The organism is Bradyrhizobium yuanmingense (assembly GCF_900094575.1).
GTDB classification, from domain to species: domain Bacteria; phylum Pseudomonadota; class Alphaproteobacteria; order Rhizobiales; family Xanthobacteraceae; genus Bradyrhizobium; species Bradyrhizobium yuanmingense.
Genome location: NZ_FMAE01000007.1, coordinates 508,134 through 528,656, shown reverse-complemented (window position 1 = coordinate 528,656; position 20,523 = coordinate 508,134). Strand labels below are relative to the sequence as shown.

The 20,523-nt window shown below is 66.0% G+C and carries 19 protein-coding genes; 8 read left to right on the top strand and 11 right to left on the bottom strand.

From position 1 onward, the window contains the following. Positions 1–19: 19 nt before the first annotated feature. The 4 genes from GA0061099_RS27015 to GA0061099_RS27000 all read right to left on the bottom strand — a co-directional run bounded on the left by GA0061099_RS27015 (position 20) and on the right by GA0061099_RS27000 (position 6,798). On the bottom strand, positions 20–262 hold the full coding sequence (locus GA0061099_RS27015; RefSeq protein ID WP_036024966.1) for a hypothetical protein: 243 nt from the start codon (positions 260–262) through the stop codon (positions 20–22). Positions 263–293: 31 nt separating this feature from the next. Next, the gene (locus GA0061099_RS27010; RefSeq protein ID WP_036006551.1) at positions 294–1,412 is read right to left on the bottom strand and encodes a DUF2336 domain-containing protein; all 1,119 of its coding nucleotides are present in this window, start codon (positions 1,410–1,412) and stop codon (positions 294–296) included. A gap of 333 nt (positions 1,413–1,745) precedes the next feature. Then, positions 1,746–5,435 carry an AsmA family protein gene (locus GA0061099_RS27005; protein WP_036024963.1) on the bottom strand — a complete coding sequence of 1,230 codons (3,690 nt, stop codon included), beginning with the start codon at positions 5,433–5,435 and terminating at the stop codon, positions 1,746–1,748. 133 nt (positions 5,436–5,568) lie between these two features. Then, positions 5,569–6,798 (bottom strand): cytochrome P450, encoded by a 1,230-nt coding sequence (locus GA0061099_RS27000; protein WP_036006526.1) that lies wholly within the window; start codon positions 6,796–6,798, stop codon positions 5,569–5,571. Between the two features lie 129 nt (positions 6,799–6,927). Here GA0061099_RS27000 and GA0061099_RS26995 point away from each other — a divergent pair, with 129 nt between their 5' ends. Beyond that, a complete protein-coding gene (locus tag GA0061099_RS26995) occupies positions 6,928–7,539 on the top strand; it encodes a TetR/AcrR family transcriptional regulator (protein WP_036006522.1) in 612 nt (203 codons plus the stop codon). A 9-nt stretch (positions 7,540–7,548) separates the two neighbouring features. Here GA0061099_RS26995 and GA0061099_RS41860 read toward each other — a convergent pair whose 3' ends face one another. After that, positions 7,549–7,875 (bottom strand): hypothetical protein, encoded by a 327-nt coding sequence (locus GA0061099_RS41860; RefSeq protein ID WP_063822466.1) that lies wholly within the window; start codon positions 7,873–7,875, stop codon positions 7,549–7,551. A gap of 369 nt (positions 7,876–8,244) precedes the next feature. Between GA0061099_RS41860 and GA0061099_RS26985 the strand changes: the two genes are divergently transcribed. The 3 genes from GA0061099_RS26985 (at position 8,245) to GA0061099_RS26975 (ending at position 9,153) form a co-directional block, all read left to right on the top strand. Beyond that, positions 8,245–8,511, top strand: coding sequence for a hypothetical protein (locus GA0061099_RS26985; protein ID WP_036006519.1), 267 nt, complete (start codon positions 8,245–8,247; stop codon positions 8,509–8,511). Then, the gene (locus tag GA0061099_RS26980) at positions 8,504–8,800 is read left to right on the top strand and encodes a hypothetical protein (RefSeq protein WP_036006516.1); all 297 of its coding nucleotides are present in this window, start codon (positions 8,504–8,506) and stop codon (positions 8,798–8,800) included. Before GA0061099_RS26985 ends, GA0061099_RS26980 begins: the two co-directional genes overlap by 8 nt. Positions 8,801–8,874: 74 nt before the next feature. After that, positions 8,875–9,153 (top strand): DUF1488 family protein, encoded by a 279-nt coding sequence (locus GA0061099_RS26975; RefSeq protein ID WP_036024960.1) that lies wholly within the window; start codon positions 8,875–8,877, stop codon positions 9,151–9,153. A gap of 47 nt (positions 9,154–9,200) precedes the next feature. Here GA0061099_RS26975 and rpsU read toward each other — a convergent pair whose 3' ends face one another. Beyond that, the gene (gene rpsU, locus GA0061099_RS26970; RefSeq protein WP_025038058.1) at positions 9,201–9,476 is read right to left on the bottom strand and encodes a 30S ribosomal protein S21; all 276 of its coding nucleotides are present in this window, start codon (positions 9,474–9,476) and stop codon (positions 9,201–9,203) included. Between the two features lie 440 nt (positions 9,477–9,916). Between rpsU and GA0061099_RS26965 the strand changes: the two genes are divergently transcribed. From GA0061099_RS26965 to GA0061099_RS26955, 3 genes are all read left to right on the top strand, one after another. Continuing rightward, the gene (locus tag GA0061099_RS26965; protein WP_036006545.1) at positions 9,917–10,126 is read left to right on the top strand and encodes a cold-shock protein; all 210 of its coding nucleotides are present in this window, start codon (positions 9,917–9,919) and stop codon (positions 10,124–10,126) included. A 95-nt stretch (positions 10,127–10,221) separates the two neighbouring features. After that, positions 10,222–10,464: a hypothetical protein gene (locus GA0061099_RS26960; RefSeq protein ID WP_036024959.1), complete on the top strand. Its 243-nt coding sequence runs from the start codon at positions 10,222–10,224 to the stop codon at positions 10,462–10,464. A gap of 51 nt (positions 10,465–10,515) precedes the next feature. After that, on the top strand, positions 10,516–10,737 hold the full coding sequence (locus GA0061099_RS26955; protein WP_036024957.1) for a hypothetical protein: 222 nt from the start codon (positions 10,516–10,518) through the stop codon (positions 10,735–10,737). A 59-nt stretch (positions 10,738–10,796) separates the two neighbouring features. Here GA0061099_RS26955 and GA0061099_RS26950 read toward each other — a convergent pair whose 3' ends face one another. The 4 genes from GA0061099_RS26950 to GA0061099_RS26930 all read right to left on the bottom strand — a co-directional run bounded on the left by GA0061099_RS26950 (position 10,797) and on the right by GA0061099_RS26930 (position 18,008). Continuing rightward, positions 10,797–11,033, bottom strand: coding sequence for a DUF6894 family protein (locus tag GA0061099_RS26950; protein ID WP_074448133.1), 237 nt, complete (start codon positions 11,031–11,033; stop codon positions 10,797–10,799). A 422-nt stretch (positions 11,034–11,455) separates the two neighbouring features. Next, entirely contained in the window at positions 11,456–14,038 is a 2,583-nt protein-coding gene (locus tag GA0061099_RS26940) for an EAL domain-containing protein (RefSeq protein ID WP_036024987.1), read from the bottom strand. 156 nt (positions 14,039–14,194) lie between these two features. Further along, entirely contained in the window at positions 14,195–15,490 is a 1,296-nt protein-coding gene (locus GA0061099_RS26935; RefSeq protein WP_036024985.1) for an MFS transporter, read from the bottom strand. Between the two features lie 88 nt (positions 15,491–15,578). Next, positions 15,579–18,008, bottom strand: a complete 2,430-nt coding sequence (locus GA0061099_RS26930) for a bifunctional diguanylate cyclase/phosphodiesterase (protein ID WP_074448132.1) — start codon at positions 18,006–18,008, stop codon at positions 15,579–15,581. 288 nt (positions 18,009–18,296) lie between these two features. On the opposite strand from GA0061099_RS26930, the gene GA0061099_RS26925 reads away from it, so the two are divergent. Next, positions 18,297–19,463 carry an ABC transporter substrate-binding protein gene (locus tag GA0061099_RS26925; RefSeq protein ID WP_036024984.1) on the top strand — a complete coding sequence of 389 codons (1,167 nt, stop codon included), beginning with the start codon at positions 18,297–18,299 and terminating at the stop codon, positions 19,461–19,463. Between the two features lie 6 nt (positions 19,464–19,469). Here the strand turns inward: GA0061099_RS26925 and GA0061099_RS26920 are convergent, their stop codons facing one another. Continuing rightward, on the bottom strand, positions 19,470–20,447 hold the full coding sequence (locus tag GA0061099_RS26920; protein ID WP_036024949.1) for a hydroxyacid dehydrogenase: 978 nt from the start codon (positions 20,445–20,447) through the stop codon (positions 19,470–19,472). Between the last annotated feature and the right edge of the window lie 76 nt (positions 20,448–20,523).

The following is a 20,523-nucleotide window of genomic DNA, read 5'->3' as shown; positions in this document are numbered from 1 at the left end:
GCGCGCGATCCCCGGAGCCTTACCGAAAATATCCCAGCACGAGATCGACATCCGCGCTGCGGGCCGCCGTGCCGTTCAGCTCGGCGTCGATGACGCGGCGGCAGGCGTCCACCGCGGCGTGGTCGCCGAGGTCGTTGGCGGCTTCCAGCACGAGCCAGGCGGCGTCCACCGAGGCCTTGTCCGGAGCTGCGCCGCCGAGATCGGTGGCGCCGGCATTGGCGAGATTCTTCTTGCGAACGGCGGTGCCGAATTGAGGTAACATTGCAGGTACTCCCCTCTCCTCAGTGGACCTGTCAGTGGACTTGAAGTTCGGGCTGACGGCCCGCATCGGCACCCGCGCCGGTCTTGCGCGACTGGTAGAACTTCAGAATGCTGCGCGACGTCTCGATCTTGAGCCGGCCGTACTCGCGCTCGTTGTCCTGGAGCTCGCGCGCCGTGATCAGATGATCCTTGGCGCCGAGGAACAACAGCGACATCGTCGTGTCCCAGGAGAAGTCGAGCGCCTTGCACAGCACCAGGATCATCTCGCGGTTGCGGTCCATCAGCGCGCGCTCGATCACGTCGACCGGCAGCGCCGACAGCAGCGACAGGCCGATCTGCACCTCGTCGAAGCGATGCTGGCGGGCATAGTTCGAGATCGAGTCCTGGTTGAGATTGCCCTGGCGATACTGCGTCGTGACCACGCGCTTGGCGACGAAATAGCTGCGCGAGGACGGGCCGAACTTGGACTGGAGATCGCCGGTGACCTCGGTGACCGAGCTCTGGATCTGCGACATCATCTCGGGCCGCTCGGTCTCGAGGCGGCGGCGGACGTCTTCGGAGGCTTTCGCGATCAGCTGCTGGAAGATGTGACGCGGCACGTCCTTGCGCAGGCCGAGCTGCTCGGCAAGGATCGAATCGCCCTCGGCGCGGCGGACCATGTGCAAGAGACCCGAGCCGGAGAAGCGCGCGCCCTCGTTCCTGGCGACCGAAGTCACGACCTCCTGGTTGCCGCGCTTGACCAGCACGTCGGTCACGGCTTCGCCGATCGACTGGCGCTGCGAGATCGCCAGCAGATGCGCCTGGCCCTTGGTCATGGCGCTCTGGACCAGCATCTTCTCGTCGATGCGGTTGGAATCGCGCAGCACGGGACCGGCCACCGCGATCTCGTCGTCGAGGGCGAGCCTTTCGATGACGTTGAGCGGGGCGTGATCGCAGGCCGACATCACTTCGGAGAGCTGCGCGCGCGCAGCCACCTCGATCTCGTCGGCGAGCCGGCCGATCACCTCGCCGAACATGCTGATCTCGTCGTCGCTGTAGCGGCCGGTGATCAGGATGTCGGTCGCATGCCATAATGCGCGTGACCGGCTTTCGTCGGTGCCGCGCGCGATCGCGTCGTCCAGATCCTGCAGAAGCGATTTCGCCCCGTTCATCTCGATCACCCCAGTTCTTGGCAGCCCGTTGGCGAGCCGTCCCGCCGCTCGCGGCGCGACGCCGAATTCCTCTGGGAACCCACGCTAGAGATGAAACGCGAGAATTCAGTAAAGTCGGCAAATCAGTTTTGCCGACGAAAATTCGTTCAAATGCGAGGGAATGGATTTACTGTTGTGCAAGAGCCGAGAAGCTTTGGGCACTGAAACCTCTCCGCGTCATGGCCGGGCTTGTCCCGGCCATCACGCCTTGCCGCATGGCACAAAGAACGTGGATGCCCGGGACAAGCCCGGGCATGACGAGCATCGGCAACGGAGCGCTTTAGATAGCGCCGTCTACGGATGCTGCGGCGTCAGCACCAGCGGCGGCTTCGGCCTGGGCTTGGCGGGCGGCGGGCCCGGGGCGGGCTTCACGTCGATGGCCGGAGGGAGCGGCGCGAGCTGCTGGCTCGCGAGCGGCGGGCTCGTCAGTGAAGGGCTTGTCAGTGAGGGGCTTGGCGCGGCGGGCGCGGCCTGCGGAGCTTTCGGGGTCGGCGCCACCCTGGGCTTTGCCGGCGCGCGGCGCGGGTCCTGGCCCGGCAGCGGCACGTTGGGTGGCGCCTGCTCGGTCGCTATCTCCGGGGACACCAGCGTCGGCAGCGCAGCGGTGGCCGGCGGCGGCTCGCCGCGCTCGATGGCGTCGAGCCGCCGCGTCTCGCGATCGATCGTGCGCACCGCAAGCCATGACGACAGCGGTGCGAGGTCGATGGTACGGCTCAGCCTGTCGGGCGGGCCTGCCGCAAACAGCTGGATCTCGGGCGGGGCGCCGGAAAGCCCCGTCATGATCGGCGTCAGGCTGGCGCGGATGTCGGCCTGGTCCGCCGGAATGTCGTAGCCGCCGGAGACGATAGCGCGGGCGTTCTTCGCTTCCAGCGGCGTTGCGCCGATGCGCAGGCGGCCGTCGCGGATCGTGAACGGAATCTGCGCCGAGGGCACCGCGATGCGCCCCGCCGACAGCGCGGGCTCGACGAGCTGCCGCAGCCGGTTGTCGTCATTGACCTGGCCGCCGTCGCTGGCGCGGATGGCGATCTCGAACGCACGCGGATTGAGGCCGGCGATCTCGGCGGATTCGAGCGTCACCGTGCCGTTGCCGGCGAGCGCACCGGTCAAGGCCGCGACGCTGCGGCCCTGGCTGGTCAGCGCCATCTGCACCGAGGCGCGCCCCTTGGGCAGGGCAAGGTCGCGATAGCGCAGCGCCGCCGCATCGACGTTGCTGAGCTCGATGCGCGCGTTCAGCGCAAGCCCACCCGCGCCATTGCGCGCGTCCAGGCTTGCGGACATGTCGCCGCCGCCGACGCCGCCCTTGAGCGCATCGAATGCGAGCGACTGGCCGTCGCTCCGGATCGTGCCGCCGAAGGGGCGCAGCTCGATGCCGCCGGGCAACGTTCCGCGCAAGGCCTGGAAGGCGATGCGGCCGCGCCAGCCGCTGACCAATCCTGCGCTGAGCGGCTCGCCGGACTCACGACCGGCTGCGCCGACGGCGATTGCGAGCGCCGGCGCCAGATCGAGCGAGTCGAGACCGACCTCGCCGTCGATGCTCTTGTCCTGATCGAGCGTCACCGAAACATGGCCGCGCAGATGCGAGCCCGCGGCATTGCCGTCGAGATCGCCGAAGGTCAGGCGATTGCCGGAGAGCGTGACGCGGGAGGACAGGCTGACGTTCTGCGCCGACGTGCCGGCCGGGCTGGTCCCGAGCAGCGGCGCCAGATTGGCGTTGCGCACGCGCAGGTTCACGCTCGCCTTCGGTTCGAACGATTTGGGCTCGAACGATTTGGGTTCGGACGGTTTGGACTCCGACCATTCGACGCTGCCTTGCGCGTCGGCATCGAGCCCGCCGCCGCTGAGCTTTGCGTTCAATTGCGAGGGACGGCGCCAGGCTCCGCTCAACCGTCCTTCGAATTGCGAGGCGCCCTCGCCCGCGGCCACGATGCGGTCGAGCCCCAGCAGTGCCAACAAGGCGCCGGCCTGCGGCGCCGCCACTTTCGCGTCCAGCGTGAAGTCGCTGTTGCGCAGGCGTTCGAGGTCGATACCGCCGATGGCGGCCGCCGGCGTCTGCGCGGCCAGGGTCGCCGTGGTCTTGAGCTGCGGTGCGTCGAGGTCGAGCACGAAGCGGGCATTGCTGCGATCGGCATGCTCGGCGTTCTTGTCGAGGCTGAGATCGAGCTTGAGACGGGTCGCGCCGGGCAAGGACGGGAGCGCATCGAGGCGCGCGCGCAGCGCGGGCGCGAACGGCTCGACCAGCGCGGTGAGCTCGCGCAGCGAATTGGCCGAGGATTTCAGCGCGAGCTTGCCGGTCGTCTTGGTGCGGTCGAAGCTGCCGCTCGCCTCCGAGGTCACGCCGCCGCCCTGGCCGAAGCGCAGCTGCTCCAGCGACAGCGACGCCGGGCTGTAGGCGAGCCTGGCTGCGAACGGCCGCAGCTCCTGGCCGGCGGAGATCGCGCGGCCAATATCGAGCGAGAGCTTTGCCTCTTCCGGCCATTCGCCTTGCGGCCCCGCCAGCGCGCGCACGAAGCTCGCGGCGGCATCGAGGTCGAGCCGGTCGGCCCTGAGGTCCGCATCGATCCGCGAGCCGTTGCTCGCGCCTGTCTGCACGAAGACGATGCGGCCTTCGATCGCGCCGCCATCGATGTCGGCCTTCAGCCTGTCGATGGCGAGATGATTGGCTGCGATGGTGACGTCGCCCGCGAGACGCAGCGGCCGCGTGCTGCGGCGGGTGATCTCGCTGCGGCCCTGCAGCCAGGCCACCAGCGTGTCGGGATCCGGGGATTCAACGCTGAGCCGGCCGCTGAAACTGTCGGCGCCGGGAGCCGCGCCATTGAGCGAGACCTGCGTCATGCCGGGCGCGCGCAGCTCCAGCCGCCGGAAGGTCCAGGACCGGCCGTCGGTCGCAAGCTCGGTCGCGATGTTCTGGAGCGGACGGCCGCCGAGCATGATCTGATCGGCATTGAACTCGATCTGGGCAGGGATCGGCACCTGCGGGATCGCCGCCAGCCCTGCGCGCAGCGCCGGCAGGACGCGCTGCGGATCGGCATCATGCTTGGCGGTCAGCCTGTCGGCATCGACCTGCCGCGCCGACAGCACCGCGCGCAGCAAGGGCGATGCGCCAAACCTGAGGTCGCCGACGCCGCCGAGCTTCAGCGCGGTGTCCTCCGGGCCGAAGCTCGCGTCGATCTGCTCGAATTTCGCGCCGGCCGGATCGGCCTTGAGCCTGGTCGCAAGCTTCCAGGGCGTCGGTCCCGCCTCGCCCGCCTTCCTGGCCGCGGGCACGGCGAGGGTCAGCGCGCCCTCGAATTTCGGCTGGCGATTATCGAAGGCGAGCACGCCCTCAAGATCGGCGAGGATGGCGCGCTCGCCGGGATCGATGTTGAGGTGGAGACGGGTGGCGCTGCCGTCGGCGCTGGGGCCGGAGGAGACGCGGAACGGGTAGCGCACGCCGCGCGCGGTGAAGCTGCCGTCGCCCCGCACCGAGCCTGCGAGCGAGCGCACATCGCCGGAGAAGGCGATATCGTTCAATTCCAGCGTCGAGCGGCTGGCGGCATCGTGCAAGGCGATGCGGCCGGTGAGGTTCAGCCGCTCGATGGCGAGGGAGGCCAGGTTGAAGGTGCCGCTCGCGGTGGAGGGCAAATCGACCCGTCCGCGCGCGTCCAGACCAAGATCGACCGCCATGCCGCCGACCGAAAGCTCGGTGGCGCGCCATTCGCCGCGCATCAGGGAGCCGAGGCTGAACTCGACATCGAGCTTGTCGGCGCGCAGGCGGCCGAGATCGTTGTTGCCGCCGAAGGTGACGCCGCGCAGCCGCAGCGTCGGCGCCGGCAACAGCCGCGCATCGAGCTCGCCCGCCACCCGCACCGGCACGCCGATGATCTTGCCGGCCTCCGCCTCGAACTGGGGCCTGAACTGGTTCCAGTCGATGTAGTAAGGCCCGATCAGCGCGGCCAGCAGCGCAATGATGAAGGCAATCGCCAATCCGAGCAGCGTCGTCTGCACGGGTCTCCCCTCGGCCAAACCGGCCTGGGCCGAAGCTGAGAGCCTCAGGCGCGCCGGAACAGCCCCTTATATAGGGGGAAGTATGGCGAAGTCACAGCGACTGTTGCGCGCGGAGGTTAACGCGCAAGCCCCCTCACCAGCTCGCCGGCAGCCGCCTCAGCCCGCGCAGCACGAAGGTCGGCCGCCATTCCGGGGTCTCGATGTCGTCGATGCGCAAATCCGGCAGCCGCCGCAGCAGCGTGGCGATGGCGATCTCGGCCTCGATCCGCGCCAATTGGGCCCCAAGGCAGAAATGGATGCCGCCGCCGAACGACAGCGGCTTGACGTTCGCCCGGGTGACGTCCAGCCGGTCGGGCCTGTCGGGGTAGACCGCGCCATCGCGGTTGGCCGAGCCGAGCAGGCACAGCACGGTCTCGCCCTTGGGGATCGTCACGCCGCCGAGGTCCTCGATCTCCTCCAGCGTGACGCGCCCGGTCATCTGCACCGAGGAATCATAGCGCAGGAACTCCTCGATCGCGTTCGTCATCAGCTCCGGTTTCGCTTTCAGGAGCGCAAGCTGATCCGGGTTGCGGTGGAGCGCGAGCAGGCCGTTGCCGATCAGGTTGACCGTGGTCTCGTGGCCTGCGCCGAACAGCAGGATGATGTTGGCGGTCAGCTCCTCGTTGGTGAGCTTGTTGCCGTCCTCCTCGGCCTGCACCAGCTGGGTGATGAGGTCGTCGCCGGGATTCTTGCGGCGCAGCTCGAACAGCTGCTGGAAATACATCTGCGCCATCAGGTTGGCGGCGTTGCCCTGGCGGATCTCCTCCGGCGAGAGCGGCACGGGGTCGAGCAGCCGTCCGCCGTCGCGCGAGCTCTTGTAGAACACTTCGCGATGCTCCTCGGGGATGCCGAGCATGTCGCAGATGATGGTGACGGGCAGGCGGAAGGCGAAATCCTCGATCAGGTCCATGTGGCCGCGCTCGATCACGGCATCGATCGCCTGGTCGACGATCTCCTGGATCCGCGGCCGCATGTCCTCGACCCGGCGGGCGGTGAAGGCCTTCACGACCAGGCCGCGCAGGCGGGTGTGGTCCGGCGGATCGGCTTGCAGCATCCAGTAGCTCATGCTGCGAAACACCGGCTCCTTCATGATCTCCGGGCCGTAGCGGCGCGTGGTGCGCTCGACGAAATCCTTGCCGAAGCGCTTGTCACGCAGCACGAGGCTGACGTCGGCGTGACGGCTGGCGACGTATTGGCCGAACGGCGTCACATGGATCGGATCGACCGTGCGCAGCCGTTCATAGTGCGGATAGGGATCGCGGATGAAATCCGGCGAGAGCGGGTTGAACAGCGGTCCGCCAGCGGGTTGCACTTGCTCGTTCATGGTGACCTCGGATCGATTGCCGCACGACACGCATACGCAAGGCTGCCCACCGCCCGGCGTAACCATCCCTGTAAATTATCAACTCGATACATTGTTGTATCGAGTTGCATTCTGCCCTAAGCTGCGCCGATGTCAAGGGTGAGAACCAGGCCGACCAGGGACGACACACGCGAGGCGCTGTTCGAGGCGGCCGCGCGCGTGTTCGAGGCGGACGGCATCGGCGGCGCCAGCATCGAGGCGATCGCGGCGGCGGCGGGCTTCACCCGGGGCGCGTTCTATTCGAACTTCAAGAGCAAGGACGAATTGATCATCGCCATGCTCGAGGACCATGTCGCACAGTCGATCCGGCGCAACATGGACATCCTGGCGCAGCACGACAATCTCGACGATTTCATCGCGGCGCTGAAGACGATGGATCGCAGCCGCCAGGATCCGCTCGGCCGCTCGCCCCTGCTGCACATGGAGATGATCCTGTTCGTGGCGCGGGCCGAAAAGCGCCGCCCGGAGCTCGCCAAACGCCTGCGCGCGCGGCGCAAGCTGGTCGCCGACATCATCGAGGCGACATCGAAGAGCAACGGGCGCAACGTCAATCTGAACCCGCCCTGGATCGCCTCCGTCGTGCTCGCGCTGGAAGACGGCTTTCGCCTGCACCGGCTGATCGACCCCGAGACGACACCCGCCGACAGCTTTCTGCGCGCGATCACGGATTTGCGGCGGAGGACGGGATTGGCGTCGAACTAGCGGGCTGCACTACTTCTTCTTTGCAGGTCCGAAATCCGGTTGCCAGGCGGCTTCCTTGCGGGACGGAGCCGCGGCGATCACCTTGGCCTTTTCCTTTTTCGGCTTCTTGGCTTCGCGGTTGCCGCGTTGCTGGCCCTTGGCCATGTCGCTCTCCCTTGCTGGTTTGAGTTCGTCGAATTCATTCGGCTGCAGGACACGGCCGCGCGGGGTGCAGACCCTGACGTCCATGTAGCCCTCGCGCAGCAGCTTTTCCGCGAGACGTAGCGCGACCGTCGCAGTTCCACGGCCGAGATTGGAACTGCCGTATTCGTTGGTGCCACTGACCAGATACGGCACGCGTGTTGTCCTAGCCATTGAGCACCGCAGCGGCGCACACGAGAAGCAGAAGAAACAGCGGAACGATCACCGGCGGCACGATCCATTCCGAGATGCGGACACGCGACATCGAACGCTCCTGCGAAGCCTCGGCGGGAGCACACGTGACCCTCAGTCACCGGTCGATGCCGTTGAGAAGCGCGGTGATGACAACGAGCCTACGCTCACGCCGAACCAATAGCGAGCAGTAAATGCATCGCCGGCTAGCCTTGCACCGTGGCAACTAGCGTTCGTTGGTGCGCAGACGATAGTGCTGGCTATTGCCGCGCCAAAGGCGCATGGTCGCAGCAGCCGGCACCGGTGGGGCTTCACTTGCGAAAGGCAGCGTGCATGACCATCCGCTCGCGGCGAGAGACCGTCATCTTCAGACATCCGTTCCAAATCCGCGGCATAGCGCGCACCTTGCCGGCGGGCGCTTACGAGGTCGTCACGGATGAGGAGACGATCGACGGCTTGTCTTTCGCCGCCTATCGCCGGATTGCCACGATGATCACCGTGCCCGCCGAAGGCGCGCGCGGTACCATGGAGGTATTGTCGATCGGCTCTGTCGATTTTGCTGACGCGCAAGCAGCGGACGCGAGCATCGCCAGTGAATGACCGGCCCGTCGATCTCGACAAGCACCGTGGCATGGCCGCGCAAAAGGCCACCGACCTGCGCCGCGCGTTGGGCGAGGTCGAGGCCCATGCCCGGGAGCTGCGCGAGCGCGAGGCCGATCTCGAGCACCGCATGATGACGGTGCCCGCGGCTTCCTGGCAGGAAGCCGCGGTGAAGGCGCGCCATCTGCTCAACCTCTATGCTGCAAGTCTTCCGGCAGAGGACACGCGCCACCGCGCGCTGGTGTCGGCGCTGTTCGATGATTTCGCACGGCTGTCCGGGGACGGCTGAGCCGAGCGACGGCCGCCTGTGTTCTATGCGCATGCCGGCGCGAGCCAGGAAGCCGACGTGCAATGGAGTAGGACATGACACTGACGAGCGGCCGCTTTATCGGCCATGAATACGAGCGGATGATCGTGCGGTTCTCGATGCATGACGGCGCCCGGGAGATTCCTTGCGCGATTTCGACCTCCGCGATGGACGGTCTCGAGCAGGGCCCGCAAGTCAGGCCCGAGCAGCGGGAAGCCCAATTCGCTCGTCTACGGGATCGCATCGAAGCATGCGCTGCGAACAAGTATCGCGCCACAGAATTCGAAGGTACCCCGCCGGGCATCGTGCTGCGAGGCATCGATTTCAGGCGATAGGATCTCAGCCCAAGGAAGACAGGCCGCGAACGGAAAGCGGATCGTTGCTATTCCGGCCTCGCCTTGATCTCCGGCAAGGGCGGCTTGCGCTCGAAAGGTTTCTTTTTCGGCGGTGCGGGCAGCAATCCTTCCCTGATCGCCTGCTTGCGCGCGAGCTTGCGGGCGCGGCGAATGGCCTCGGACTTCTCGCGGGTCTTTCTCTCCGACGGCTTTTCGTAGGACCTTCGCTGCTTCATTTCCCTGAAGACGCCCTCGCGCTGCATCTTCTTCTTGAGAACGCGCAGTGCCTGCTCAACATTGTTGTCTCTGACGAGTACGTGCAAATTGAATCCTCCTGGCTCGGGCTGCGAATGCGACACGTCCTGCAAGGCAGCCAATTGCGCAGGAGCTTCATTGCGATGTGTGAGGATGGATGGCCGCGACATTGGTCACGGCTTCGGACGAGCCGATCTGCTTGTCACAGCGAACAGCTTGGTGGCGCCACGTGACCATTGTGGTGCTGCGCTGTCAATCGATAACGCCTTTCTCGCAGATCGACGAACACGTGCAAAGCGCCGCGATCGGAACAGAAGAACCGCCTTGCAGCAAACAAACTGCGTTCGCTCCTTGCAAATGCGCGAAAGTTGTATATATTGAAGTTGTTCGATTAGCCGCTGTGCCTTGTTGAATGCGCCCGCGGGCTCCTTTTCCAAAGACATCGACGAAGTTGAAGGTAACCGCGCGATTGTCGCGCGGGATGCGCTTGCGCGCTTTGGAGAAGACAATGACGACAGGTACGGTCAAGTGGTTTAACGGCCAAAAGGGCTTCGGTTTCATCCAGCCAAACGACGGTGGCAACGATGTGTTCGTTCACATCAGCGCCGTTGAAAGGGCTGGACTTGCCGGTCTCGGCGAAGGCCAACAGGTTAACTTCGAGATCAAGACCGACAAGATGCGAGGCAAAGCCAGCGCCGAGAATCTCTCGCTGGCCTGAGATCGTTGCGCCGTTTCACGGATGTACTGAAACGGTTGCATTGCCCGCTCAATCCCTGGATTGAGCGGGTTTAGTCTTTGCGGATCCGGTGAACGATGAGCAGCAAGAAGCCGGCAGAGCCGTCACCCGAGAGCATTGCGCGTTCCGATCGCAAGCGCCTGGCCGCTGAAGAGGGAGCGCGGGCATTGGCGGACGTGGAAAGGCAAGCCGTCGAGGTTCGCAAGAACATGGCGCGGCTTCGAGAGGCGCGCCAGGCGCGGGAAGCGGCCAATGAAGCTCTTCGATCGACTTTGCCGGTGCCTAAGCTCAAGAAGCGGACAAGGAAGCTGGCGCGATAGCCGTCTTCAACGCCGCCGGCGAAATCTGAAGTGCCGATCCCATGCCGGAGAGTGCAGATCGTGCCTCGCATAAAGCCAGATCACGGAACCATCACCTTCTTTCTCGCGTCCGGCGCAAATCGGCAAATGTGCCGGCTTGCAACGACGTTCAACACGCAGAAGCAGGCGTTGAGCTATCTGCAGAAGCATCGCACGGAGCTCGAGCGCATGGCGCGGGCGCGCCTGGCTTCAGGAGAGCTCGAGGAAGGCATTGTCGTGCTTTCGATGCTCTAGCGTTACACGTGATGAGCGCGAGCACACATTGCGATTTCATCGGCGATCTCATGGCGATCTCAATTGACCAGCCTGACTTTCTCGTAGACGAATGTCGCTGTCAGAACAGGGCCATCCGCATTCCGAACATTGATGGCGAGGCCGTCGCTGCTGGCGAGCGGGTCGCGCTGCTTGACAATGTCGGCAAGAGACAGCGCCGCCTCGATCTCCGCGGCCCGCCGGCTGGCCAGATCGAGACCTTCCTCGTCGACAACGAGCGCTTCACCATCCCAAATATCAAAGTAGAACTGCGACACTAACCCGTCCTCTCGGACCGGTCTCGCCGTTCAGCCTCCCTTGCCAACCGTTCAGCCTTCAGTCGCTCTCGATTGTCGTGGAAGACCCGTTCTGCCTTCTCATAGTCGGTCGCGGGCTTCGTCGCGGTCTGCTTGAAGAGCTTGTTCGCCTCGGTCGTTGCACGCGATTGGGAATGCCTTCGCATTGCTCGTCCTCCTGTCGCTGGTGATTCGAAGTCCGCCGGTGCCGGCGGCTTTGTTGCTCGTCCTATTCCGGGATCGGCTTGCTGCGTCTGAGACACTACTGCGGTGGCGCTGCTTTCCGGTCTTTTCATTGGGCCCGTGCAGTTTGCAAACAGGACGTGGCGCCTGCCCGCCGGCGGAGCACCAAGCCGCAGGCCGCGAATGCGTTCCTACCGTCCGGCAATATTGCCCAAAGGCGGCTACGCCGACTGCTTCACAGCAGCCCTGTCCGCTACAAGGTCCAGCCGCCCCAGCATCGCCCTCGCCTGCTCGGCGCAATGCTCGATCAGCCAGCGCTCGAAGGCGACCGGCGGCAGCGGCGGTGCGTAGAGGAAGCCCTGGACGATGTCGCAGCCGAGCTCGGCCAGCGTGTTGCGCTGCCCCTCGGTCTCGACCCCCTCGGCGACCACGCTCATGCCGAGGCCCTGGCCGACGCGGACCACGGCGGTGGCAATCGCGAGCGCGCCGGCGTCCTGCTCGATGTCGCGCATGAAGCTGCGGTCGATCTTGAGCTCGCGGATCGGCAGATGCGCGAGCCGGCTGAGGCTGGAATAGCCGGTGCCGAAATCGTCCACCGAGAGGCCGACGCCGAGCTCGCGGATCGCTTTCATCGTCTCCAGCGCCGCGGCGCCGTCCTGCATGAACGCGCCTTCGGTAATCTCCAGCATCAGCGCGTCCGGCGGCAGATCGTGCTCGGCCAGGATCTCCTTGAGCCGCGCGGCCAGCGTGACGTTGCGGAAATTGATCGGCGACAGGTTGACCGAGACGCAGGGGATGTTGAGCCCGGCGCGGCGCCAGCTCGCCATCTGGCGGCAGGCTTCGCGCACGGACCACAGGCCGATCTGCTCGATCAACCCGCATTCCTCGGCGAGCGGGATGAACCTTGCCGGCGAGACGTCGCCGAGCTCAGCATCGCGCCAGCGCGCGAGCGCCTCGACGCCGTGGATCGCGCCGTCGCAGCTGCGGATCTGCGGCTGATAGTTGAGGCTCAGCGCACCTTCTGCGACAGCGCGGCGCAACGCCGCGATCAGCGCCAGCCGCTGCTCGGCGAGCACGTTCATTTCGGCACTGAAGAGGCGATGCGTCGAGCGTCCGGCCTGCTTGGCCATGTACATGGCGGCGTCGGCCTGCTGCATCAACGTGTCGATGTCGGTAGCGTGATCGGGATAGAGGCTGATCCCGATGCTGGCGGACATTGGCATCAGCTTCGACCAGAGCCGCAGCGGTGCGGACAAGGCCTCGGTGATCCCTGCCGCGACGCGCTCAGCGGCCTCGGCATTGCGCCCCGGCAGCAGGATGACGAATTCGTCGCCGCCGAGCCGCCCCAACATATCGTCGGGACCAATCTGCTCGCGCAGGCGCTGCGCGAGCAGGATCAAGAGCTCGTCGCCGGCGGCGTGGCCGAGCGTGTCGTTGACGTCCTTGAAACGATCGACGTCGAGGAAGGCGAGCGCGACATGGCCTCCGGTCGGACAGGCATCGATCGCGGTCGTGATCAGGTGGCGCAGCTGCGCGCGGTTCGGCAGGCCGGTGAGCATGTCGTGATAGGCGAGCCGCGCGATCTCGGCGCGCGCCTCCTTGCGCTCGATCGCGAACGCGCCGAGGTTGACGCAGGCATCGACGATCTGACGGTGCCATCTGCTCGGCGCCCGGGGCTCGCGATAATAGAAGCCGAAGGTGCCGATGACCCGGCCGTCCTTGGCCTTGATCGGCGTCGACCAGCAAGCGCGCAAACCCACTTCGAGCGGCCGCGCCTTGTAGGGCTGCCAGCGCGGATCGGCATCGATATCGGCGACCAGAACCGGAATGCCGTAGAAGGCTCCGGTTCCGCACGTGCCGACCTCGGGACCGATCGCGATGCCGTCGAGCGAACGGGAATAGTCCTCGGGCAAGCTCGGGCCGCCCAGCGGATGGAGCAGGCCGGCGGCATCGACGTGCAGCAGCGAGCAGACGACGCCGGGGGCGATCTGCTCGACGCGGCGGCACAGCCGATCGGCAATCTCGGTGATCGGCGCCTCGTCGGCGAGCGCTGCCATGATCAGCTGCTGCAGCGAGCGCAGCTGCCGGGATTCGGTGATGTCCTCGAGCAGCGCGAAGATGTGCTTGACCCGGCCTTTCTTGTCGCGGAAGGCGTCGATCCGGGCAGAGACCCAGATCTCCTCACCATCCCTGTCGTAGACGAGCACCTCGGTCTCGGCGCCGAGACCGCCACGCATCAGCCGCCTGACGAGCTTCGCAATGGCCCTGCGATCGGTGTGGCGGCCGGCAATGAGCTCGCCGGCGCGGCGGCCTTCGGCCTCCTCGCTGGTATAGCCGAACAGCGCCGTGAACGCGGAATTGACGTAGACAATGTTCTGCTCGACGTCGGTGATGATCACCACGCGGTTGGTCTGGTCGGAGACCGCGTGGAGAAGTCCGATCCTGGCGCGGCGTTCGGCATCGAGGGTGACGTCGCGCGCGAACACGATGTGATGGGTCGCGCCGTCGACCGTCGCCGATGACATCGCGATCTGCGCCTTGATACGGCTGCCGTCGTGCCGCACGAGGCTGATCTCCTCGCGGAAATCCGCGGTCGCGCCGGCGCTTAGGCATTTGAGGGTGAGGACGGCGGCATCGCGGCCGAGCACCTCGGCGGCGGCGAGCTTCCAGATCCATTCCGCGGCGGGGTTGAAGTGGGTGATGCGATGCGCCTCATCAACGATGACGATGCCATCGTCGGCGCGCTCGAGCGCGGCGCGCAGCACGTCAGGAGTTTCTGTCGCAAGGTGATCGGAGGCGGACATCGTCGGGACCAGCGGCATCGGGAAATGCGGCAATCGGCGAGAGGTTAATGCTCCGATGGTGTCCAAGACGTTTTTGCAGTTCCGTCGCGCCGCGCCAAGAGACGGCATGATTAACGCTTCGCGAAAACGCCGAAGGTATCTTGAAGCGCTCTGGACCTATTCGGATGCCGTTTTGAGCTTGTGCAGCCGGCCGGCCACGGCCCGCACCTTGCCCGGCGCCGCGCGCCAGATCGCGAGCGCCGACACCCCGCTCACGGCCATGGCGAGGGCGAAAGCCAGCGTGTAGTCGCCGGCGCGATCATAGAGAACGCCGGTCAGCCACGGTCCGGCCGCACCGCCCGCCAGCGCCGCGAGCATGATCGTGCCGAAGATGCTGCCCTGGTGCCTGCCTTGGAAGATCTCGAACACCACCGCGCCCATGATCGAGGTGAGGCCGTAGCCGAGCGCGCCTTGCGTGAACACCATCAGATAAACCAGCCAGAGCGAAGCCTGATATTTCAGCGTGATCAGCGCGGCGAAGCAGACGACGAAACCCGCACAGCTGATCGCCCACACCCACTCCCTGCCGATGCGGTCGGAGACGTGCCCCAGCACGATCTGGCCGGGAATGCCGAGCAGGCTGACCATTCCGAGCGCCCACACCGCAACGCCGGGGCTGAAGCCGACATCGAGCAGGAATTTGGTCTGGTGCACCTGCACCGCATACCAGATGTACAGGCCGCAGAAATAGCCGAGCCCGATCCACCAGAACCGCGCGGTCGCGACGGCGCGCCGCAGCGTCCAGTCGGTGTTGACCCAGACGTGATCGACGACGTTGGAGACCGGGCTTGCCGCGCCTGCGGCGGGGGCGGCATCGCCGTCCGGCTGGAGCCCGATGTCCTCCGGGCGCTTGTGCAGCAGCAGGTTGATCGGCGCCAGCGCGATCAGGACGAGCAGGCCCATCGCGGTGCAGGCGGTGCGCCAGCCGGTCTGCTCGATCATGTGCTGCACCCATGGCAGCAGCGTCACCGAGCCGATACCGACGCCGGCGAAAGCGATGCCGATGGCGAAGCCGCGCTTGCGGATGAACCAGTTCGGCAGGAACAGCGACTGGCCGGAATAGCCGAGACAGACGCTGCCGGCACCGACCATGACACCGATGGTGACATAGAGGTGCCACGGCGCGCTGGTCAGCGGCGCCAGCAAAAGGCCGCCGCCCATCAGCACGACCCCGAGCTCCATCACCGCCCGCGGACCCGCGCGGTCCATCAGGCGGCCGATCAGCGGGCTGACCACGCCCGACACAACGAAGCCGAAGGAGAAGGCGCCCGCCGTGACGCCGCGCTCCCAGCCGAACTCGGAGATGATGGGTGGAAAGAACAGCGAAAAGGCGGTGCGCGCGTTGACGCCGATCGCCATGGTGACGAAGGTCACGGCGACCACGATCCAGCCGTAGAAGAACGGAAGCCGCATGTTGTATGCTTGTTTCATCCCTAGACGGTTCTTCGGACCATCCGGGGATGTCCAGGTCAAGCGCTTTTCGCGCATGCCTCGGGCGCGCTCAGGCGGCGTCGAGCCGTGAGGATTTGACCGGCGCGTCGAACAGGATCCGCTCGATCGGATGCGGCCGGCCGAACAGATAGCCTTGCGCGAAATTGACGCCGAGCGCCTTCAGCCGGTCGAACTCCTCGCGCGTCTCGACGCCTTCGGCCGTGACCGACATGTCCAGTCCGCGCGCCAGCGTCACGATCGAGGAGATGATGGCGGAAGAGCGCGGCTGCTGCGTCAGATTGCGAATGAACGACTTGTCGATCTTGATCTTGTCGAACGGGAACGCGGTCAGGTAGCTGAGCGAGGAATAGCCGGTGCCGAAATCATCGAGCGCGAGCTCGACCCCGAGCTGCTTCAGCCGCTCCATGAAGGCATGATTCTCGCTGCCGCGCTCCAGCAGCACGGATTCCGTGATCTCGATCTCGAGCCGCTGCGGCGGCAGGCCGGAATCGGCGAGCGCCGCGCAGATCATGTCGAACAGCTCGGCTTCCTTGAACTGGATCGGCGAAAGATTGACGGCGATCATGAGATCGGCAGGCCAGCCGGCTGCGTCCGCGCAGGCGCGCCGCAGCACGAATTCGCCGAGCGGCACGATCAGCCCGGTCTCCTCCGCAAGCGCAATGAACTGGTCCGGAGGGATCAGGCCGCGCGTCGGATGCCGCCAGCGCACCAGCGCCTCGAAGCCGCGTCGTTCGCCGCTGAGGGCGTCGACGAACGGCTGATAGTGCACCTCCAGCTGGCAGCGCGCGATGGCGTCGCGCAGATCTCCTTCCAGCGTATTGCGGGCCTCCAGCTCGGCCGACATCGCCTCATCATAAACAGTGAAGCAGTTGCGGCCGGCCGATTTCGAGCGATAGAGCGCGAGATCCGCTTTCTTCAGGAGCTGCTCCTGATCGCTGCCATGATCCGGCGCAATTGCGATGCCGATGCTGGTGCCGATCTCGACGCGGTGTCCGGGCAGCAGGAACGGCTCGCTCACGAACTTGGCGATCCGCGCCGCCAGATCGGTCGAGCAGGCGCGCTGGTCCTCGCCGGCTTGCTGGATGATGGCAAATTCGTCGCCGCCGAGCCGCGCCAGCACGTCGTTGGCGCGCAGCGCGGATTTCAGCCGCTGCGCCACCTGGCGCAGCAGCGCATCGCCGGCCGCGTGGCCGAGGGAATCGTTGACGTTCTTGAAGCGGTCGAGGTCGAGCATCAGGATCGCGAAGGGCTCGCCCCGCACGCTCAACTTGCCGTTCATCTCGTCGAGCCGGTTGAGGAAGAAGGCGCGGTTCGGCAATCCGGTGAGGATGTCGGTCTGGGCAAGCTCTAGCACCCGCCGGTTCGCCAGCGACAGCCGCCGCGAATTGCGGCTGGCGAGCATCAGATAGGTCGACAGCGACAGCGTCAGCAGCATGCCGACGACGAGGACCGCAACCGCGCGGTCGTAAGTCGTCGCCAGCGGACCGCCGGCGGTCGGAACCGCCCGCACCTGCCAATCGGTGTCGCCGATCTTGAGACTGCCCGACCAGTGCAGGGTCCGCGCGATGTCCCGCATCGACCGCAGCGCCGAGGCGGCCGACGCATAATCCGGCAGCATCTGCTCGAGGCTGACGATCTGCGCCGTGTACGGCGGGAAGACCGTCATGCTGACCGCGGGGCTGGCTCCGGTGGTCACGCGGATAGACTGGATCAGCAGCGGCAGGTCGAAGACGCCGACCACGACGCCGGCGATATTGCGGCGCCGGTCCGCGATCTCCTCGCGCGAGGTTCCCTTGGCGTAGACGGGAACGACGACGAGGACATAGGACGGCCGATCGCTGTCCTTCGGCCCGAACAGGCGCGTGCGCATGGCTGCGACGCGATCGTTGTCGCGCGCGCGCTCCAGCACCGCCCGTCGCTCCGGAACGGTCGTGTAGTCCATGCCGTAAACCGACGAGGTCTTCGGCTGCGTCGAGTAGAACACCGGAAAATATTCGTCGCTCTGCGGCGCGATGACGAAGCTCTCGCCCTGCAGCGCCTTGATGTGATAGCTCGACACACCGTCCCGGATCGCCGCGGCCTCGTAATCCGCGCGCTCCTTGCGGTTGATCCGCGGCAACCAGGAGATGCGCAGCATGCCGGGGTGACGCTCGAACAGGCGGGCGCTGAAGGTCTCGAATTCGCTGCGGGTGACTTCTTCGTTGGTCGATTCGAACAACGTGCGCAGCGCGAGAAGTCTCGATATGTACTCGTTCATGCCGTTCTGCAGGACGATCGCCTGGGTCTCGGCTGCGTTCTCGAACTCGATCCTGTTGACGCGATCTTCCCACCGCGCGACGGCGGCAGCGCCCACGATCGAGAACAGCAGGCCAACGCCAACCGCGACGAGCGCAGGACGATAGAGCCCGAGCAGCGGCGCGGCACGCCACCATCCGCCTCTACGTCTCCGATCCTGATCGTTCTGATCGCGACCGCCCATCTTGAAGCCGCCGTCCCCTGTCCGCGACGAACCGAACCTCTGGTTGAGGTGCCGGTGCCGCTATCGGAACAAGACGGCGGTTAAGAAGTGCACAATTTCGGAAACCAGTCGTACCGCAATGCGGAAATTAGTTAACGAAGTGCACGAGCGATCCCGGCTTTCTCGACATAAGTTGCCGGTTTTCCCCGGTGTAATACGGCCTCTCTGCGCCGTGGCACTTAGCGAGCTATTCAGCGTCGCAAGGCTATGTTGCGCAAGGTTTCTTTCAAGGATCCGGCAAGCCTCCCGATGCATCGAATTCGATCAGCGAGATCCGTCGTTCTGACCATCGCGCTTCTGGCCGCGACCACGCTGGTTGCGAGGGGCAACGAGGCCGGCATCAGCGAGGATGCAATCCTGTTCGGCCAGGCCGCGGCGCTGGAAGGCCCGTCCTCCGCGCTGGGACAGCGCATGCGGCAAGGCATCGTCGCCGCATTCACCGAGGCCAATGCCAAGGGCGGCGTTCATGGCCGCAAGCTCCAGCTCATCAGCCGCGACGACGGCTACGATCCCGACCGTTCGGTGGCGCAGACGCTGCATTTGATCAACGACGACAAGGTGTTCGCGCTGATCGGTGCGGTCGGCACGCCGACCGCGATGGCGACGATACCGATCACCAGCTCCAGGAACGTGCCCTTCATCGGCCCGTTCACCGGCGCCGAGTTCCTGCGCGATCTCGAGCTTCCGAACGTCGTCAACATCCGCGCCAGCTACGGCGCGGAGGCGGAAGCCTGGATCAAGCATCTCACCGAAGATCGCAAGTTCACCCGCATCGGCATCTTCTACCAGGGCGATTCCTTCGGCCGCGACGGGCTTGTCGGCGTGAAGCGGGCGCTCGCCAAGCGCGGGCTCGAGCTCGCCGCCGAGGGCACTTACGAGCGCAACACCCGCGCGGTCGGCCAGGCCTGGCGCATGATCAAGCGCGCCGACCCAGAAGCCATCGTCATGGTCGGGACCTATGGTCCGTGCGCGGAGTTCATCAAGCTCGCCCGCCGCAGCGGCGCTCGTCCAACCTTCGTCAACATCTCCTTCGTCGGCGCCGTCGCGCTCGCCGCGGAACTCGGCCCGGAGGGCGAAGGCGTCATCGTCTCGCAGGTGGTGCCGTTTCCCTGGGACCGCTCGCTCAAGCTCGTCGCCGACTATCAGGCGGCGCAAAAGGCGTACGACCCGGCGCTGACGCCGGACTTCGTGTCGCTGGAAGGCTATCTGTCCGGCCGCCTCGCGGCCGCGGCGCTGAAAAAGGCCGGCCCCAATCCGACGCGCGCCAGCCTGCTGCGCGCCATCAACGATACCGGCCGTTTCGACATCAGCGGCAGCATCGTCACCGTCGGCACACGCATGCTCGACATGCCGCCGAAGGTGTTCCTGACCGTGATTCAGAAGGACGGGACGTTCAAGGCGGTGGACCGGCTTTGAGACCTTTCACGGCCGCCGCGTCCAGCGATCGGCGTTAACGGCGCCTTGCGGGATTTCTCCCCTCGCGATGGCCTCGACCTGTCGCACGGTCTCCAGCGACTGGTATTCGATGGCCTGCGGCGTCAGGCCGCCGACATGGGGCGTCGCGATGACATTCGGCAGCTTGGCAATATCGGGCGTCGGCATCTGGTCCGGTGCGCGGCCGACATCCATGGCGGCGCCGGCGATGCGGCCTTCACGCAGCGCGCGTGCCAGCGCCGACTCGTCGACGAGATTGCCGCGCGAGAGATTGATGAAGACGGCATGCTTCTGCATGCGCGCCAGAGCTGCGGCCCCGATCAGAGTCTCGGTCTGCGCATTGGCGACGGCGAGGCAGACGACATAGTCCGATGCGGCGAGGAGCTCGTCGAGACCGACTTGCCGGATCTCGGCATCGCTGACGGTTACGAAGGGATCGGAGATCAATACCTCCATGCGCAGCACTTTTGCGATCTCGGCGAGGTAGCGCCCGATGCTGCCGTAGCCGATGATGCCGATCCGGCTGCCGGCGAGCTGGCGGCCCATCCGTGCTTCCGGCTTGCGGCCTGCCTGGTAATCTGCGGTGGTCCGCGACACGCCGCGGGAGAGATCGACCATGAAGCCGAGCGCGAGCTCGGCCACGGCCTGCACGAAGCCGGGCCCGGCGCGGGTCACGAGCACGCCGGCTTGCGAGGCCGCATCCACGGCGACATTGCGGATGTCGACGGCGCAGCGGACGAAGGCCCGCAGACGCGGCAATTGCGCAAAGATCTCGCCGCGCCCTTCGGTCATGCGGTCGGCGACGATGATGTCGGCGTCTTTGGCTGCGCGCACCAGGCCGGCTGCGTCCAGCGGCTCATCCTTCTCGTGCAGGATCACCTCGGCGGCCGTCCGCAGGCCGTTCAGGCTGCGATCGCCGTAGTAATTGCGCCGCATCTCCGGGGTGTGCGCGAGCAGAACCTTCACGACAAGCCTCCCTCACTGGCAGAATGCCCGCGGCAGCGCGGTCGAAAGGTCTAGCACAGGGACGGCTGCGGCAGAT